Origin of the sequence: Vibrio sp. nBUS_14 (assembly GCF_051201655.1) — a bacterium.
Lineage (GTDB): Bacteria > Pseudomonadota > Gammaproteobacteria > Enterobacterales > Vibrionaceae > Vibrio.
Map to the genome: position 1 here is coordinate 1,209,036 of NZ_CP179206.1, position 17,508 is coordinate 1,226,543.

A 17,508-nucleotide genomic window follows, 5' to 3' on the forward strand; every position below is an offset into this window, starting at 1 on the left:
CTGATCGTGACTATCAGGAAAAGTTCCAATTGAAAATAAAGTTATTTATTTTCAATAACTAAAGTTCGATCCCGCCCTTACCTTACATTATAGCTAGTGTCTCATTATGCTATAAATTATCTAATGCCACTTTTAAATGGAAAAGCGAGCTATGAGCAAGAAACAGCTATCAGAAAAAGAACTGGTTGAGGGGATAACACCCTATACTGCGCATGCTGATGAGCTGGCTGCGGCAAAACTGGATGAGTTCTATGAAAGTGACTACAAAGCGGCATTGAAGCGGCATTGAAGCGGATTGAATATCTGTTTGATACAGCCGAACCAGAGACTCCCAGAGGTGATGAACTTGAAAGACTAGCTGCATTGGTTGAAGAGTACGAGGATAAACATTTCCGCATTTGAAAACTGCAATGCATTTTTGCCTCAATCTGCGTTGCGAGGTCTTAGAGTGGCACTTAACAATATGCCGTTGCTGTATTACAATTGTTTTATAGCCGCGAGGCAAGATTCAAAATTAGCCGCAAGGCAAGTTAAAGAAGGCAGAGTACTCAATGACTCTGCCTTTTTCGTATCCGCTGTATCCAAGCGTATTTCGGTCCGAACCTTCACAGGTAGCGCTTCACAGGTAGCGCTTTGTAAATCAGAAATGCCCCAAAATCATTTTCACACGCTTCATCTTCACTGTTTTTTGCTATCTTTTTAGCCCAACCTGCCCTTGCGAGTATGAATATTTATTCAACCATACACAAAGAGCAACGGGATTGCATTTACGCTCGTTTGAATTGAGTTCATAATGGACTTTTTCTGTTCACCAAGGAGGCTGTATGACAGAGCAAGAGCTATACGAGTATGCGGTTACTTTACTATCAAAACGTGATTACTCATCTGGAGATTTGAAATACCAACTATCGCGCTTATCCGATGAGCACCAGGTTGATGCGGTTATGGAAAGGTTGCTATCTCACCACTATGTAGATGACACACGACTTATCGAGCGAGAGATTCAAAAGCAGCTCACAAAGCTCCATGGCGAAACGCGTATTAAGCACGAATTAAGAAAAAAAGGGCTTGATGCGTTGTTAATCGCACAATCCCTTGAAGATCTCGATGTTGATTGGTTTGAGCTTTGTCTAACCGCTAAAGTGAAAAAGTTTGGCTCGAATAAGCCGAAAGATGAAAAAGAAAAAGCTAAGGTGATCCGTTACTTGCAGTATAGGGGCCACCATATGGGAGCAATCCTAGAATCGCTAAGTTAATACAATACAAACCGCTTCTTATGACCTTTAACGAATACTTCGAAAAAATACAACGACAAATAAGTAAAGCAAGCTCACTAGAAGCCCTCTTGGTTTGGCGTAAAAGAATCAATATTGGTATCGCAGGCTTACCTTACAAAGCAAATAAAGGGGGCCTAGTCGCTCATTGCTATACATCGAACAAAGAAGAAGCTAAGAGAAACAATCAATATGACAATCTTGATCACACGAGGCGAGGTGATTGAATGTGTTAAACAAGAGCTTGAATTGGTAGGAATTGTAGATAAAAAGTACGCCGCGCCCGATCTCAGACAATTACTACCAGAACTGAAGTTCACCATTGTAGAAGCGCTCTTACTACATACTCGTGGCAATCAAGCGCTGGCCGCCCGAATGCTTGGCATTAATCGTGGTACATTACGGAAAATTTCTAAACAAGGCTTTAAGAATGGAAGCTATCTATTAGCAAGAAGCGGCTTTTGTAACGCCTATTAATTGCTGCATAAGAATGGAACAAAAGCCGCCAAAGAATAAAAACGTTTTCTATTCTCCCTTCAAGATGCCTTATCGAAAGTCTTGGACGGATATTAAAAGAGCCATCAAGAAGGAAAGCGAGACTAAAGTAGTCACAGCCAACCGTCAAGCATCTTCCATTAACCACTGTCATTTCTCCTTTACCCCATCCGCTAACCTTACTAAGGCCACTTCTAAAGTTAGACTGGAGGTCAATTATGTGGACAAAGAAAGGTCACCTCACTGGGCAGAAAAAGCCCTTCAAGCTCGAAGATATCTGGCGAATTCGCACTAGGCTAGAAATCGAAGGCAACATCATGGAATTGGCTCTGCTCAATCTCGCTATCGACTGCAAATTGCGTTCATGTGATTTGCTCAGAATGAAAGTGAGGGATATCTCTTCTGGTGGTGTAATTCAAGAACGAGTACTTTACAGTCAGAGTAAAACTGGCAGAGAAGTACAATTTGAGATTACTTCTCGTACTGCACAATCATTAGCTCAATGGCTAATGCACCGCCAACTGACGGCATCAGACTATATCTTCCCTAGTCCTAGGAGGCAGGGGAAATCGATGAGTTATAGTAACTATGCCACTATCATTCGCCGCTGGGTAACCGAACTCGGCTACGATCCCTACCTTTATGGTACACACTCGATGCGCCGTACCAAGGCTACCTTAATTTATGCGAGAACTAAAAACATTCGCGCTGTGCAGTTATTGCTTGGCCATGTGAAGTTAGATAATACCATTCGCTACTTAGGTGTAGAAATAGAGGATGCTCTAAACATATCTGAGGGGATAGACTCATAGTGAGGTTAGGATGAAACTTATAGATAGGTCGTTTTCATTTATCATTATAAAGCCAATTATAATCAATGCTTTATGGTTTTTTTGTGTTTTTTAACGCCGTATATCTTCTTTTGAATGTGCCGTATTTCTTTCTGTCATTATAAGGTTGCGTTATACTACCGATACGTATGAAAGCTAGGAGGTTCAAATGACAGCTGTTGAACGCGTTTATCAAAAGATAAAGCGCTCAAGACGTTATGTTTTTGAGCGCAAAGACTTTGATGGTTTTGCTAGCTACGACCAAATCGGTCGAGCGTTAAGGCAATTAGTTAAGCAAGGTGAGTTAATCAAGCTTGGCTACGGTCTATACACAAAAGCAAGAATGAATAGTCTAACCGGCAGACCCATGCCCACAAACCCTGGCGGAAGCGATGCCCTGATGCGTGAAATTTTAAAGATGAAAGGTGTCGATTTTGAAATGGACAAACTGTCTTTACAAAGCCTATCTGGTAAAAGCACCCAAATCCCATCCTCCATTCAATACTCATGGAACCATAAACAGTTTAATCGCAAGTTAGCTGTCGGTAACCGAGTCTTAAACTCACCGAGTTAATATGGAAAAACTAAAACAACAATTCCTTGAGGTTTCCGATGCGCTTGAGCTCGGAAACCCAGCCATTATTGAAAAAGATTACTGGGTCGTCGCCTTACTTAGCGAATTAGCGAAGGTGTCGCCTGTGTATCATCAAATGGTTTTTTCTGGGGGGACTGCGCTAGCCAAGTCAAACGTTAAAATCCTGAGAATGTCAGAAGATGTGGATATAAAGCTCATTCCCCATCAAGAATTTGGTGAGCTGAGTCGCGGCCAAAAGAAAGCCGCCCGTAAGACATGCATTCACGAGATTGAAATGGCGATCACTCAAACAGAGCGATTTACCGTTGAGTCGCGTCTCGTTCGTGATAAATATCGCTATGTCGAGTTTGAACTCAGATACCCGCAGCAGTTTAGCCAAGCGCCATGTCTTCGCCCCATCATTAAACTTGAGTTAATAGAGACGATCCCTCTACTGGATGTAGAACCACGGCCGATCCAATCATTGGTAGCGGAACTGTATCGACAGCCACAAGAAGTAAAAGCGTTTGATTGCGTCTCTATTCAAGCGACCTTGGTGGAGAAAGTGATTTCAATGTTGCGCCGTACCATGTCAGTAAAGCGCGATACGCAACGTAAGGACGATGCCACGCTTGTACGCCACATCTATGATGTTTACTGCATTCTAAAGACCGAAGCACAATTAGAAAACTTCGACCTTACAGCAATGACAGCGTTATTTAACACGGTATTGAAGGAAGATATCGATCGCTTTGGTAATCAACACACTGAGTTTGTTGCTAACCCTAAACAAGAGCTACAGCTTGGGCTAAAAGAACTTGAAGATAACCCTGTTTTTCGCCAGCGCTTTCAGGACTTTGTTACCCCTATGGTGTTTAACACCGAGCCTCATGATTTTGATACCTGCTTTGCCTCGTTTAAACGCATTGCGCAGTCATTAATTAAAACAATCTAACCGATTTGAGAACCACTCATGCCACACACTAAAATCAATCAAGATCCGCTATACCAAGAGCAAGTCAACAAAGCCGTATGGGCTGCCTGTGACACTTTTCGAGGCACGGTAGATCCCTCAATCTACAAAGACTTCATCCTAACCATGCTGTTCTTGAAGTACATCTCTGACGTACACCAAGACAAATTTGATGAGCTATCAAAGCAGTTCAATGGTAACGAGCAGATGATCTCAGCGATGATGTCGAAACAGTCTTTCAAAATCCCAACAGGCTCTACTTTCTGGGACTTATATGAGGCTCGCCACGAAGCTGGTAACGGCTCTCGTATCGACCAAGCGCTACACGCCATTGAAGAAGCTAATGGCACAAAGCTAAAGAACGTATTCCAAGACATCAGCTTTAACACTGATAAGCTCGGTGATGAAAAGCAGAAAAACGACATCCTGCGTCACCTACTGGAAGACTTTGGTAAAGACACCCTAAACCTGCGCCCAAGCCGCGTGGGTTCGCTGGACGTGATTGGTAACGCCTACGAGTACCTCATCAAACACTTCGCTGCGGGTAGCGGTAAATCGGCGGGTGAATTCTATACCCCACCAGAAGTATCCGATCTACTCTCTATCATCCTAGAGCCACAACAAGGCGATAGCATTTGTGACCCTGCCTGTGGTTCAGGCTCACTATTGATGAAGTGTGGTAAGCAAGTTCAAAGCAACTTTGCTGGCTCTAAGCAGTACGCGCTGTTTGGCCAAGAAGCGATAGGTTCAACGTGGTCACTGGCAAAGATGAACATGTTTCTGCACGGTGAAGATAACCATCGCATTGAGTGGGGCGATACTATTCGTAACCCTAAGCTTCAGGATAAAGAAGGCGGTCTGCTGCACTTTGATGTGGTAACGGCAAACCCTCCATTCTCGTTAGATAAATGGGGCTTTGAGGATGCAGGTAATGACCACTTTGGTCGCTTCCGCCGTGGTATTCCGCCAAAGACCAAAGGTGACTATGCGTTTATCTCACACATGATTGAAACGCTTAAACCCGCTTCTCAAGGTAAAAAGGGCGGTCGCATGGGTGTGGTTGTGCCTCATGGTGTGCTATTCCGCGCATCAAGTGAAGGTAAAATTCGTAAGCAGCTGATTGATGAAAACCTATTAGATACAGTGATTGGTCTACCTGAAAAGCTGTTTTTTGGTACGGGTATTCCTGCGGCTATTCTGCTGTTCAAAAAACAGAAAGATGATAACAAGGTACTGTTTATTGATGCCTCTCGTGAGTTTAAGTCTGGTAAGAACCAGAACCAACTCACACCTGAGAATATTCAGAAGATTGTCGATACCTATAAAGTACGTGAAACCACAGATAAATACTCATACCTAGCTTCGCTAGAAGAGATTGCCGAGAACGATTACAACCTTAATATTCCTCGTTACGTGGATACCTTTGAGGAAGAAGAAGAGATCGACCTAGTTGCAGTGCGTACCGAGCGCTTGACTCTACAAAATGAGCTGGCTGATCTAGAAACAAAAATGGCAGGCTACCTAGAGGAGTTGGGTTATGGTGCCTAATGGTTGGGAAAGAAAACCGATTAAAGAGCTTTGTGAATCAATCATTGACTGTGTAAATAAGACTGCTAAACACGTGGATTATGTAACACCCTTTAAAATGATTCGAACAACAAATGTACGACATGGGCGTGTTGACACGAATAATGTTAGGTATGTGGAAGAGGATACCTATAAACAATGGATTCGTCGTGGTGCACCAAAGGATGGAGATATCATCTTTACTCGTGAAGCTCCAGTTGGTGAAGCAGGTATTTTAGAAAATGCTCAAGGTATCTTTCTCGGACAAAGAACCATGATGTATCGTTCTCATACAGAGAGATCAGATAATCGTTACTTGTTTTACTCACTAATGAGTGGCTATTGCCAAAAGCAAATCGAAGATTTTAGTAACGGTGGAACTGTAGCTCACATGCGTGTTCCAGATTGCGGGGAGTTAATTATCAACACTCCCCCACTCCCAGAACAACGCAAAATCGCCAAAATCCTCTCAACATGGGATAAAGCGATTGCCACCACAGAAAAGCTGATTGAAACCAGCAAGCAGCAGAAGAAAGCTCTGATGCAACAGCTTTTGACGGGTAAGAATCGTTTGGTTAATCCTAAAACGGGTAAGGCGTTTGAGGGGGAGTGGGGAGAGGTTAGGTTAGGAGAGCTTGGTCAAACCTTTACGGGGTTAACAGGTAAGACAAAAGAAGATTTTGGGAGTGGTGCCAAATATATCCCTTATATCAATATTTTCAATAATTCATCTGTAAACACAGCAAAATTAGAAAAAGTGAATGTAGGTAGCGAAGAAAAGCAAAATTTCGTTCAATTTGGAGACGTTTTTTTTACGACATCCTCAGAAACACCAGATGAGGTTGGAATGTCATCAGTAATGCTTTCTGAACCTGAAGAGCCAATTTATCTGAACTCATTTTGTTTTGGTTTTCGACCAAATGACACTTCCACTGTCATACCTGAGTTTATGCAATACTTGCTGAGAAGTAGTCGAGTTAGAAGATCCATTTCTGTTTTAGCGCAAGGAGCAACTCGCTATAACTTATCAAAAGTGCAACTCCTTAAAATAAACTTACTGTTACCAACATCTGGCGAGCAGAAGAAAATCGCCTCAGTCCTTACCGCTGCCGATAGAGACATTGAAGTCCTTGAGTCTAAGCTTGCTCACTTTAAGCAAGAAAAAAAGGCGTTGATGCAGCAGTTGTTAACGGGTAAGCGCTGTGTGAAAGTGGATGAAGAAGTTGCGGCGTAAAGCGTCTCTTAACTCTCAACTAATGTGTGACGTAGTGCGTCACACATTATCGCCATTACCAAAACTAGGTATTACACAATGTTAGTGTTTAACTGCACCAAAGCCGCTGCGGACTTTTTCACAGTAAAGCGCAATGGCAAAAAAATCTCTCCTTTAGAAGCGCCACCGACGGATTCTGTCAGTGGTTCTGAGGTCGCGAATGTGTTGAATGCCCCTACAGTACCCATCAGTTCTTGGCTGGTTCATGCGTTCAACGCAAGAAAGTACTGATTGCTATGAACGTTGAAACTCGCTATTCCATGGTGTTTGTTGGCATTCAAAAAGGGGATTGGCTCGAATTTACTAACCAACTGCTGGAACGGCTGTTTAACAACATGCAGTTCTTTGGTGAAGAGTTTGAAATGTGCGATGAAGAGAGCTTTGAAGAGATGTTCAATGAGTTCATCAAACTTCATCCTAGACCTTTCTTTTGTCAACGCGGTGACCGCAGTGTACAAAGCCACATTAATGATGTCGCTTGGCAATTTGAAAATCGAGTTTACCAAGTTGGCTCTCTCCCAGACGACCAAGAAGAGTGCGCCAGCTTTGATGAGTGGATAAACAGTTTGATTCGCTCGACCAAACAAAAGAAAGATCACTTTCACCCTGACGAAGAGATGTTCCTTGACTGGATGCAGACCTACAGCGAATTGGGCGACAATGAGGACAAACTGATCCGCCAGTTATTTGGATCTCTACGCCGACAAATGATGCACGCCGAAATGGTTAAGCGTGGGATTCCCGACGACGACTATTTTGATGGGATGAATGCCGAACTCAGCCAAGCAATCCATGAGTATTATCAAGAGATTGCCCCTGACACGTTCAACGAAGAGACACCCGATAACGTTATCGACTTCAATCAGGCCAAAAAACGTAAACTACATTAACAACAATAACGATAATAAAAACGAATCGACAATAAGGGACGACAATGTCAGGCAACTTACCTAACTTCCGAGAAGAACAAAGCGCGAAAATCCCAGCGTTAACCTTGCTCTCTAATCTTGGTTATCAGTTCATTTCACCGAGTGAATGTGTAATTAGGCGTGGTAATCTTTCAACCGTTATTTTGCCTGATGTACTACGTGATGTACTCAAGCACAAAACCTACTCATTCATGGGGAAAGATCATCACCTTTCGGAAGCGGCCATCGATAAAATTATCCACGAGCTAGCTAACCCTGCCATGAACGAAGGGCTGAAAGCGGCCAATGAAAAACTGTATAACGCTCTGACGTATGGCATTGGCGTAACCGAGTTTGTTGATGGTAAGAAAGCTAACCCAACCATCAACATTGTTGACTGGACAGAGCCAAGCAATAACCAATTTCACTTCACGGAAGAGTTAGAGGTGGAAAATAGCCACGGTACTAAACACTTCATCCCAGATATTGTTTGTTTTGTAAATGGCTTACCTTGGGTGGTTATTGAGGCCAAGCGCCCAGATTCTTCAACGGTAGGTAAACCGACGATTGAAGAAGGTGTATCCCAAACTATCCGCAACCAAAAGCAAGATTATATCCCGCAATTATTTGCTTACAGCCAATTGGTCATGTCAATCAATGGGCACAAAGGCTTGTACGGTACGTGTGGTACACCAAGCAAGTTCTGGGCGAAGTGGAAAGAAGAAGAGATCACCGAAGCCACATTCGCGCGTCTTAAAAACACGCCGCTTTCTCCAGCGCAGCTCGATAAGCTATTTGCTCACCGTCCAGCCAAAGTTCGTGATGAATACCTATCGCTGATCGCAGGCGGTGATTTAATGGTGACAGACCAAGACCGTTTGTTGATATCACTACTTCGTCATGACCGCCTTCTGGAAATGACCCAACTCTTTACATTGTTCGATAAAAAAGCAGGCAAAATCGTTGCTCGTTATCAGCAGGTCTTTGGTATTAAAGCCCTGATCGAACGTGTCACCTCTTTTGATGAGCAAGGCGCTCGAAACGGTGGTGTTATTTGGCATACTACTGGCTCAGGTAAATCTTTTACCATGGTGTTCTTATCTAAAGCGCTGATTTGGATTAAAGAACTCGCCAAGTGTCGTGTAGTGGTCGTGACTGACCGTGTTGACTTAGAAGACCAACTAGCGAGTACGTTCGCCTCTGGCGGTGCACTGTCTGAAAAAGATCGTAAAACTGCCATGGCTACAACGGGTAGACGTCTTGCAGAACAAATTGGTAAAGGTAATGAGCGTATTATCTTCTCCATCATCAACAAGTTTGGCACCGCAATTGAACTACCAGAGTGTTATAACGACAGCCCAGATATGATTGTGCTCGTTGATGAAGGCCACCGCAGTCAAAACGGTGAAAACAACATTCGCATGCAGCAAGCCTTACCAAAAGCGGCTTATATAGGGTTTACAGGGACACCGTTGCTGCAAGACGATAAGACTGAAAACAAGTTCGGTAAAATCATCCACTCATACACCATGCAACAAGCGGTGGAAGACAAAACCGTTACCCCGCTGCTGTACGAAGAACGTGTGCCTGAGCTAAGTACCAACGACAAAGCTCTCGATGCATGGTTTGATCGCATCACTGATAAGCTCACCGAAAAACAACGCACGGACTTGAAGAAAAAGTTTGCTCAAAAAGGTCAAATCTATCAAACCGAAGGTCGTATCGAGCTTATCGCTCACGACATTTCTGACCATTTCCAAAACTTTAAGCGCCAAGGTTTAAAAGGTCAGCTTGCTTGTGACTCAAAAGCCTCTGCTATCCAATATAAGAAGCTTCTCGACCAAATTGGCAAGGTGAGTTCAGTTGTTGCCATGTCACCGCCAGATACACGCGAAGGACACGATACAGTTGATGGAGAAAGCAAGGATGTGGTTCAGAATTGGTGGAAAGAAAACGTACTGGACTCAGACTTTGGACAAGATGAAAAAGCCTACACTAAGCATATCATTGACGAATTCGGTAAAGATGACGGCCCCGACTTAATGATCGTGGTCGATAAACTTCTAACGGGCTTTGATGAACCAAAGAACACCGTACTTTACATCGATAAGCCGCTCAAGCAACACAACCTTATACAAGCCATTGCTCGCGTGAATCGTCTACACCAGAAGAAAGAGTTTGGTTACCTCATCGACTACCGAGGCATCTTAAAAGAGTTAGATGCCACCATTGCTGATTACCAAGATTTGGCTGAGCGTACCCAAGGTGGCTTTGATATTGACGACCTTAAAGGCTTATACAGTCGCATGGACACGGAATATAAGAAGCTGCCAGCGCTATACAGTGAACTCTGGGCATTTTTTATTGATGTAAAAAACACACAAGATCCGCAAGCAATGGCACGGGTATTTGCGCCGAACATAGAATATGTCGATGGTCAGCCTACCGATTTAAACCTAAAGAAACGCCAAGATTTTTATAGCACACTCACTGCGTTTGCTAATTGCTTAAAAGTCGCCCTGCAATCTGCCACCTACTTTGAAGACAAGAGCTTTGATGATAAACGTCAGGTTTATAAAGACACGCTAAAAAGCATGACATCGCTACGCCAAGTTGTCCGTCAGGATGCCGAAGAAACCATTGATTATGACGAGTATGCTGAGAGTATTCGCACCATGTTAGACAAGCACATCGGTGGCGTTGAGATCCAAGAATCTAAAGGGGTTTATCTGGTTGGCAACATGGGTAAGGATATAAAACCAGAAGAGCTAAGTGACGATGAAGCTCGTAACAAGAAAGATGCGATCACTGGTCGTGTCACTAAGATGATTGAGCAAGACCTTGCCGACGACCCTTACGCTCAAGAGTATTTCTCGAAGCTACTTAAGCAAGCGATTCAGCAAGCAAAAGAGATGTTTGATGCACCTGTTAAGCAATATCTCCTATTTGCTGATTTTGAAGAGCAAGTGAAAGAGCGCAAAGTCGAAGGGTTACCAACCGATCGCTTCGCAGAGCTAGATCCAAAAATTAAGCGTCATGTACAAGCTTACTTTGGACTGTTCTTAAAGCATGGCGCTGAAGGTCAAGGTCTTACTGAAGATGAATGCTTCAACTATGCAGTAGAGATTGACGAGAAAGTGCGCAAAGCGGTGGCTGAGTTTTCAATCAATCCATCAGAGATTGAAAACCAGATCACTCTAGAGGTACTTCCGTTGCTGTTTGCCGATTTAGGCGTCGATAAAGCGCAAGTCATTGCCGAAGAAGTCGTGCAAATCACCCGCTTAGGTTTAGTAGGTCACCAGTAATGGCTTCAACGGTCTCTGACGAACGTAACAAAGAGGAATACAGCTTCATCTATGGCGATGAGGCTGTGAGCTATGAGGTGCTGCGTAAGCCTATCAAACAAGGAAAAAAGCGAAGTATTACCATCAAGGTGCAACCCAACTGTGATGTCACAGTTAGTACCCCAGAAGACGCTGAGCTTGAGGACATTCACCAAGCGGTAATGAAACGTGCCAAGTGGATTTATGATGCCCTGAAAGAATTTCGAGGTCATTTGGAGTTTGTCCAGCCTAAATACTACGTCAGCGGTGAGATGCAGTTCTATCTTGGTCGTCGTTATGTGCTGAAGGTAGTAGAAGATGCAGATGCCTTGCCAACGGTAAAAATGACTCGCGGTAAGTTACTTGTCACCTTGACGAGGTTTAACGATGACAAAGCAGCCATGGTTAAAGCCTTAGTACGTAACTGGTACATGGTTCGTGCGCAGCGTATGTTCCATGAGCGTCTATCTGAGTTACTACCTCAAGCGACATGGGTTGATGGTATCCCAAGCTTTCGTGTACTGCCTATGACAAAGCAATGGGGAAGCTGTTCAGCCAAAGGGAACCTGATGCTCAACCCTCACCTAATTAAAGCGCCTAAAGAGTGCATTGACTACGTGATCCTCCATGAGCTTTGCCACATCGCAGAGCATAACCACAGTGACAAGTTCTGGCGTTTGCTGACCAGTGTGATGCCGCATTGGAAAGAGATTAAAAGCAAACTAGATGGTATGGCTGAGCTGTATTTGAATGAATAAGAAGAATAATGAGTAAATTATCGCAATCAAAGAAGATAGCACTCTTCCTACAAGATAATCCAAATCAACGATATACCGCAAAAGCGATTGCAGAAGCGATCACTACACGTTATCCAGAAGATTATGCGGAGAAAAGAGTTAACCCTCGGTTTGAGACAGAGCAAGATTTCATTTCGCAAGTTGTCGCTGAAATCGGTGCTCAGAAACAAGGTATTCTAAATCAATCAGACAAGATTAAGTGGCAAGATAAACCACGCCCTAGAGTTTACTGGTTTGATGATGGCATGTTGTTGGCGAATGATGAACCTCTAGCCGAAGAAGAACCATCAGACGAAGCGCCGATAAACAATACGTTGAGTGAGCATGATTTATATCCGATCTTAATGGATTACCTAAAGTCAGAGCATCAACTTTATTGCTTACGAATCGATGAAAAGCGTTCTAAGAACAATTTAGGCAGCGGTGGTAATCAGTGGTTACATCCCGATATTGTCGCGATGGAACCCGTTGCTCAACAATGGCATCAATACGTTAAAAGCTGTGTACTTCAAGGTGGCGGTCAAAGCGTTCGCCTATGGTCATTTGAAGTTAAGAAAACCCTAACGATGGGCAACGTGCGTAAGTGTTTCTTCCAAGCGGTCAGCAACTCGTCATGGGCTAGCGAGGGCTACTTAGTGGCAACGGCGATTGCTGATAGTCGTGTTGAGCAAGAACTCCGTATGCTAAGCGCTCTGCATGGCATAGGTGTTATTCTACTTTCTGTAAACAATCCGTCTGAAAGCGAGTTACTGCTGCCAGCTAAAAAACGCCCTGAGATTGACTGGCAATCTGTTAACCGAATTGTTGAAGAGAACGCAGACTTCAAAGACTTTATCGATTTGGTTTCTAACTACTACCAAACGGGTCGTGTTCGCAGCAAAGATTGGAATCATTAAATTAATAGATTGCATAAGTTAACTGCTATTTAGATTGCTTAAATACTCACTATTGATGGTTTTTTACTCATGCAGCGTGTGATCGCTACATGATAGCAACGAAATAATTAGAGCTTTTGATCTAGCTAATAATTGTCCATAAATCACTTAGAACAAATACTCTAAAACATATTGAATGATTGATTCCAACCGCTCGGCGCAATCCCGTAGCTGGCGTAGACAGTCGAAGGGTGAGCAAGCGGAATGTCACGGTGTTAAGCTAGAATGCGGTCACTGTAGCCTTACTGTGATAAGGTTTAGCCTCATTCAGTGTTAAGATTATGACATGAAAAAGACAACCCCAACCCCACACGATGCGCTCTTTAAGCAGTTTATGACTCACCCAGAAACCGCTAAAGATTTACTGGATATTCATCTACCCGTTGAGCTGCGCGAAATCTGTGATTTAACGACACTCAAGCTCGAGTCTGGCAGTTTTATCGAAGAAAACTTACGTCCTTACTATTCGGATGTGCTCTATTCTCTCAAAACCTCTCAGGGGAAAGGGTACGTATTCGCGTTAATCGAACACCAAAGCCGACCAGATAAAAATATGGCCTTTCGCTTGATGAGATATGCTATCGCCGCTATGCAGCAGCATATCGATGCTGGCCACGAACATTTACCTTTGGTAATACCACTGCAGTTTTACCATGGCAAAGTCTCACCTTATCCCTATGAAATGAATTGGTTGAAAGGTTTTACTAACCCTGACCAGGCTAAAGCACTTTATACTCAGGATTTTCCTTTGGTCGATGTTACCGTTATACCTGACGATGAGATAATGCAGCATCGTCGTATTGCCTTGCTTGAGCTCGTACAAAAGCACGCTCGGCATCGAGATATCATGGATTTCATTCAGCCTCTGGTCACACTGCTATTAACCGATTACACTACAGAGAAGCAAGTACAGTCATTGATGAGTTATCTACTTCAAGTAGGTGAAACAGACGATATAGAGGCGTTAATCACGTCACTGGCCTCATCAGTACCGAAACACGAGGACACACTTATGACGATTGCAGAGCAATTACGCCAACAGGGCGAACAAAGGGGCATTCAGCGTGGACGCCAAGAAGGACGCCAAGAAGGACGCCAAGAAGGGCGTCAAGAAGGGCGTCAAGAAGGGCGTCAAGAAACTCTAAAAGAGATGGCTCGAAAAATGATGCTCAATGGAATGGATCAACAATCCGTTGCAGAAGTCACAGGACTGAGTAAAGACGAAATAGCACAACTTTCTCACTAGACTGCAGAATAAACAAAGCAGCCTTGCCAGCTCGACGGCGAGGCTAACTTTCGCTGCGCTCTGCCCTCATTCTTTTAACGACACGAACAACCGTTCGTGGTGACACTCCCACAAACTTAGCTGTTTCATGAATACTCATTTCGGGCTTGTTGCAAAAACCTCACGAGCCGCCAAACTTTAACTATGATTCATCACTGAGTAATGCGTTATGGTCAAGTCTGAATTCAAATGGCGACATTTCACCCCCGAACTTATCTTATGGTGTGTCCGCTGGTATGGCTCTACTGCAATGAGCTATGCAAACCTCAGTGATATGTTGTCCGAACGAGGTGTCTTAGTTAATCGCTCCACGATTTATCGTTGGTTCATTCACTATGGGCCTATCCTACATAAGAAGTTACGCCGTTATCAATTCACTCGTATCGACACCTCCTGGCAGCTTGATGAAACTTACGTCAAGGTGAAAGGAAAATGGCATTATCTCTACCGAGCCATTAATAAACGTGGGGAAACCCTGGATTTCTTTTTCTCTCGTAAACGCAATAAAGAGGCGGCTTATCAATTCCTCAAACGCTGCTTACGCCGCTATAAAACGTCCTTTCATCCCCAAACATTGAATACTGATAAACATTCGTCTTATGGTAACGCCATTGCTCGCCTCAAGCGTGAAGGCCGTTTACGACAAGATGTAGAACATCGGCAAGTGAAATATCTCAACAATGGCATTGAATCTGACCACGCCCCGATTAAAAAGCTTATCGAAGCCACAGGTGGACTCAAGGAGCGAAAGCGGGCCTGGTCAACGATTCAAGGTTTTGAAGGGATCCGGATGTTGAATAAAGGCCAGTTTGATTTTTGGTTACGTCGCGATGAGCCAAAACTGAGGGTGCAGGAGAGATCCGCCTTCCTCAATGAACTCTTCAATATCTTTGGAATATACGCATGAAATGAAGTGCTCATATGGGCGCCTCATACACATCTTCCATTTTTGCAACAAGCCCAAACAATCGAAACATCACAAGTTAACTAACTTGCCGACTAAATAATTTTTGGTTTTCGAGCTAGAAAATGCCACGGGTAAAAATTCAACCTGAGAAGTTTTTGGACATTTATTTGTAAGTGCTTTTACTAAATTAGCAAACCATCAATAACTACAGGTATGGCAGACTTACTTGTGAAGAGCTAGTGCGATGAGTAGTATCGCACTAGCAAAAGTATTGGTTTTGGTGCGCACTAAGTGACGTTACGTTAAATACACACAATGAGGTTGATTGAAATGTGAACATGATGAAATATTCAATGTTTATGGAATTAAGTTAAAAATCGAATTGGAAGGAACTATCTGATGTTAAAAAGGTTACTTAAAAAAATCAACTCCATTGAAAGTGGCGTTGAATTCACCAAACTCTTTATCGCTCCACAGTTAAGCTATATAGATAAGACTTTCCCTAGGCAAGCCTTGTTATCAAAAACGCCAGAGCACATAAATCATAACTATACAATCCATAGTCTGGCCTACATATTAGCTCTTGTTAATATTTCAGCAAAGCGTCCTCTTAAAGACGAAGAAATTGTGGATACCCTTATTGCTGTGACAGGAAAAGAGACTATTGTAAGGCATCGGTTAAAATTTTACTCCCTTGACGAGTTTAAACGCGGAAGCGGTATTTTTTATGATGTAGCCAAAAACGATATCATGAGAGGAGTAGTAAATGGCAGCAATACCCTTGCCGAAATCGCGAAAGTGAGAGAAGAAATAGATCTGAAGGGAATTAAATCACTCTTTGACTGGGCTATTAGGAACAACATACCCTGTAGTGTTATTCCGAGGAAGATAACCGATTTGGTATTAATGGATGGACTAGATTTAGGGTCATTGAACATTCAAGAAGTACCTTATGGGATACAGTTTATGCCGTACCTAGAAAGCCTCCATTTATATGATAATTGTATTTCAGAGTTGCCGGAATTTTTGTTCGATATTTCTCTTAACAGCTTTAGAGAGGTTCGGGGCTTGAACTCGAGATTAGTTTATGAAATAGACAAAATTGGTCACTTTACATATTTAGATGTTAGAGGCAATAGACTTGAGTCGCTCCCCGCTGGAATAAGTCGTTTGATTTTTTTAGATCCTTACAATGTGTATCAATGATGAAGGCATTTATGAAAGTAGACCCTTTTGAATGTATTTTGTGTGGCTCTAGAATGGGTTTTACAGTATTTATTCGAGAGATGAGGCTTGGTCAGTTGGTCGCTTCACTTGAAAACTTGGCCTTATTGAGGCCGATAATTGGAATCAAACAAGTATTACTATAGGGAATTCAACGTTTACAAAGGGAACATCAGCTGATGGTAATAATTGGAATAGCACATCAAACACTATAGGTAACAGTACTTATACTTCTGGTGCTGATTCTGATGGAAATTCGTTTTCATCTACTTGTAATGAGTACGGTTGCTATTAGAGGCAATCCCCACATAGCAAAAACGGCAAGCGTTGCGAATCACTGTTATGCTTTTTTTCTCAACAGTTCAAGTAGTTCATCCAAACGAGAGACAATGCTAGCTTCAACATTGCCGTACGCTAAAGCTTTGGAAAGGTAATCTTCAAGGTCACTCATTTTAGAAGGCGGGATATCTGTAATTACTTTAGTGGCTAAATCTGCGTTCAGCAATTGACACTGTTCAGCGCTCAAGGAAAACTCTTTTCGAGTTGTAATCAAATCAATATAAGTAGTTAGATTCATATTTTTAAACCTTACGATAAATGTGAATATATTTTACTATTAATTATCAATGTTAACTAACGAAAAGTCAGCAATTATCGTGAACGCATAAGATTTAATTATACTAACCTGATTCATATATATTACCTAAAACAGCCATAATTTCTGCCTTTCTGCCTTTCTGTCTGTCTGTCTGTCGGTGTTCATTATTCCTATTATGGTAAATGTGTGAGTTTGCTATCAGAAACAGCCCTCAGCCCCCCTCAAACGCTCTTAGTGAAGATTTACGACACTTAATCAAGGCAGTACACCTCCATTAAGCCTTGTGAGCTTGTGACGCTTTCAGCGCGATTTAGAGCAAGAATTAACATCTTTTTGATTCAACCAAAGTTCATACCGAATCACCGAAAAGTACACATTAATGGACGCTCATAAAGCAACACCGCAACCAAATCATTGCAGCAATGATTTAGGCTTAAGACCTACGGAGCAAGACTGTAGTTGGATGATATTTGGACAAAAATCAGTTTCGAAAAACCTTACATTAGCAAGTCATGAATAACTACATGTATGGCAAATAGCAAGACC

17 protein-coding genes and 1 pseudogene are annotated in these 17,508 nt (G+C 42.8%); 16 read left to right on the forward strand and 2 right to left on the reverse strand.

What is annotated here, in order from left to right; all coding sequences use genetic code 11:
• Positions 1 to 151 precede the first annotated feature (151 nt).
• The 14 genes and pseudogenes from ACMAZD_RS05600 to ACMAZD_RS05665 all read left to right on the forward strand — a co-directional run bounded on the left by ACMAZD_RS05600 (position 152) and on the right by ACMAZD_RS05665 (position 14,194).
• Positions 152 to 402: pseudogene (locus ACMAZD_RS05600) on the forward strand (hypothetical protein).
• A 422-nt stretch (positions 403 to 824) separates the two neighbouring features.
• Entirely contained in the window at positions 825 to 1,256 is a 432-nt protein-coding gene (locus ACMAZD_RS05605) for a regulatory protein RecX (RefSeq protein ID WP_435248857.1), read from the forward strand.
• A 210-nt stretch (positions 1,257 to 1,466) separates the two neighbouring features.
• The gene (locus ACMAZD_RS05610; RefSeq protein WP_435248858.1) at positions 1,467 to 1,751 is read left to right on the forward strand and encodes a helix-turn-helix domain-containing protein; all 285 of its coding nucleotides are present in this window, start codon (positions 1,467 to 1,469) and stop codon (positions 1,749 to 1,751) included.
• A 236-nt stretch (positions 1,752 to 1,987) separates the two neighbouring features.
• Positions 1,988 to 2,581, forward strand: a complete 594-nt coding sequence (locus tag ACMAZD_RS05615) for a tyrosine-type recombinase/integrase (RefSeq protein WP_096444297.1) — start codon at positions 1,988 to 1,990, stop codon at positions 2,579 to 2,581.
• Positions 2,582 to 2,768: 187 nt separating this feature from the next.
• A complete protein-coding gene (locus ACMAZD_RS05620; RefSeq protein WP_008218079.1) occupies positions 2,769 to 3,173 on the forward strand; it encodes a DUF6088 family protein in 405 nt (134 codons plus the stop codon).
• Between the two features lies 1 nt (position 3,174).
• Entirely contained in the window at positions 3,175 to 4,128 is a 954-nt protein-coding gene (locus ACMAZD_RS05625; RefSeq protein WP_435248859.1) for a nucleotidyl transferase AbiEii/AbiGii toxin family protein, read from the forward strand.
• Positions 4,129 to 4,146: 18 nt separating this feature from the next.
• Positions 4,147 to 5,694: a type I restriction-modification system subunit M gene (locus ACMAZD_RS05630; RefSeq protein ID WP_435248860.1), complete on the forward strand. Its 1,548-nt coding sequence runs from the start codon at positions 4,147 to 4,149 to the stop codon at positions 5,692 to 5,694.
• A complete protein-coding gene (locus ACMAZD_RS05635) occupies positions 5,684 to 6,946 on the forward strand; it encodes a restriction endonuclease subunit S (RefSeq protein ID WP_435248861.1) in 1,263 nt (420 codons plus the stop codon). The genes ACMAZD_RS05630 and ACMAZD_RS05635 overlap by 11 nt, the downstream gene beginning before the upstream one ends.
• Before the next feature lie 78 nt (positions 6,947 to 7,024).
• A complete protein-coding gene (locus ACMAZD_RS05640; RefSeq protein WP_435248862.1) occupies positions 7,025 to 7,216 on the forward strand; it encodes a hypothetical protein in 192 nt (63 codons plus the stop codon).
• A gap of 5 nt (positions 7,217 to 7,221) precedes the next feature.
• Positions 7,222 to 7,875 carry a DUF6933 domain-containing protein gene (locus tag ACMAZD_RS05645; RefSeq protein WP_435248863.1) on the forward strand — a complete coding sequence of 218 codons (654 nt, stop codon included), beginning with the start codon at positions 7,222 to 7,224 and terminating at the stop codon, positions 7,873 to 7,875.
• A gap of 44 nt (positions 7,876 to 7,919) precedes the next feature.
• Entirely contained in the window at positions 7,920 to 11,198 is a 3,279-nt protein-coding gene (locus ACMAZD_RS05650) for a type I restriction endonuclease subunit R (RefSeq protein ID WP_435248864.1), read from the forward strand.
• Positions 11,198 to 11,974 carry a M48 family metallopeptidase gene (locus ACMAZD_RS05655; protein WP_435248865.1) on the forward strand — a complete coding sequence of 259 codons (777 nt, stop codon included), beginning with the start codon at positions 11,198 to 11,200 and terminating at the stop codon, positions 11,972 to 11,974. Before ACMAZD_RS05650 ends, ACMAZD_RS05655 begins: the two co-directional genes overlap by 1 nt.
• Positions 11,975 to 11,982: 8 nt before the next feature.
• Positions 11,983 to 12,909, forward strand: coding sequence for a COG2958 family protein (locus tag ACMAZD_RS05660; protein WP_435248866.1), 927 nt, complete (start codon positions 11,983 to 11,985; stop codon positions 12,907 to 12,909).
• Positions 12,910 to 13,234: 325 nt separating this feature from the next.
• Positions 13,235 to 14,194: an Rpn family recombination-promoting nuclease/putative transposase gene (locus ACMAZD_RS05665; protein ID WP_435248867.1), complete on the forward strand. Its 960-nt coding sequence runs from the start codon at positions 13,235 to 13,237 to the stop codon at positions 14,192 to 14,194.
• Positions 14,195 to 14,237: 43 nt separating this feature from the next.
• Here the strand turns inward: ACMAZD_RS05665 and ACMAZD_RS05670 are convergent, their stop codons facing one another.
• Positions 14,238 to 14,333 carry a helix-turn-helix domain-containing protein gene (locus tag ACMAZD_RS05670; RefSeq protein WP_435248868.1) on the reverse strand — a complete coding sequence of 32 codons (96 nt, stop codon included), beginning with the start codon at positions 14,331 to 14,333 and terminating at the stop codon, positions 14,238 to 14,240.
• A gap of 69 nt (positions 14,334 to 14,402) precedes the next feature.
• On the opposite strand from ACMAZD_RS05670, the gene ACMAZD_RS05675 reads away from it, so the two are divergent.
• Positions 14,403 to 15,140, forward strand: a complete 738-nt coding sequence (locus tag ACMAZD_RS05675; RefSeq protein ID WP_435248869.1) for an IS6 family transposase — start codon at positions 14,403 to 14,405, stop codon at positions 15,138 to 15,140.
• Between the two features lie 399 nt (positions 15,141 to 15,539).
• Positions 15,540 to 16,346, forward strand: coding sequence for a hypothetical protein (locus tag ACMAZD_RS05680; RefSeq protein ID WP_435248870.1), 807 nt, complete (start codon positions 15,540 to 15,542; stop codon positions 16,344 to 16,346).
• A 358-nt stretch (positions 16,347 to 16,704) separates the two neighbouring features.
• Here ACMAZD_RS05680 and ACMAZD_RS05685 read toward each other — a convergent pair whose 3' ends face one another.
• On the reverse strand, positions 16,705 to 16,941 hold the full coding sequence (locus ACMAZD_RS05685; protein ID WP_435248871.1) for a hypothetical protein: 237 nt from the start codon (positions 16,939 to 16,941) through the stop codon (positions 16,705 to 16,707).
• Between the last annotated feature and the right edge of the window lie 567 nt (positions 16,942 to 17,508).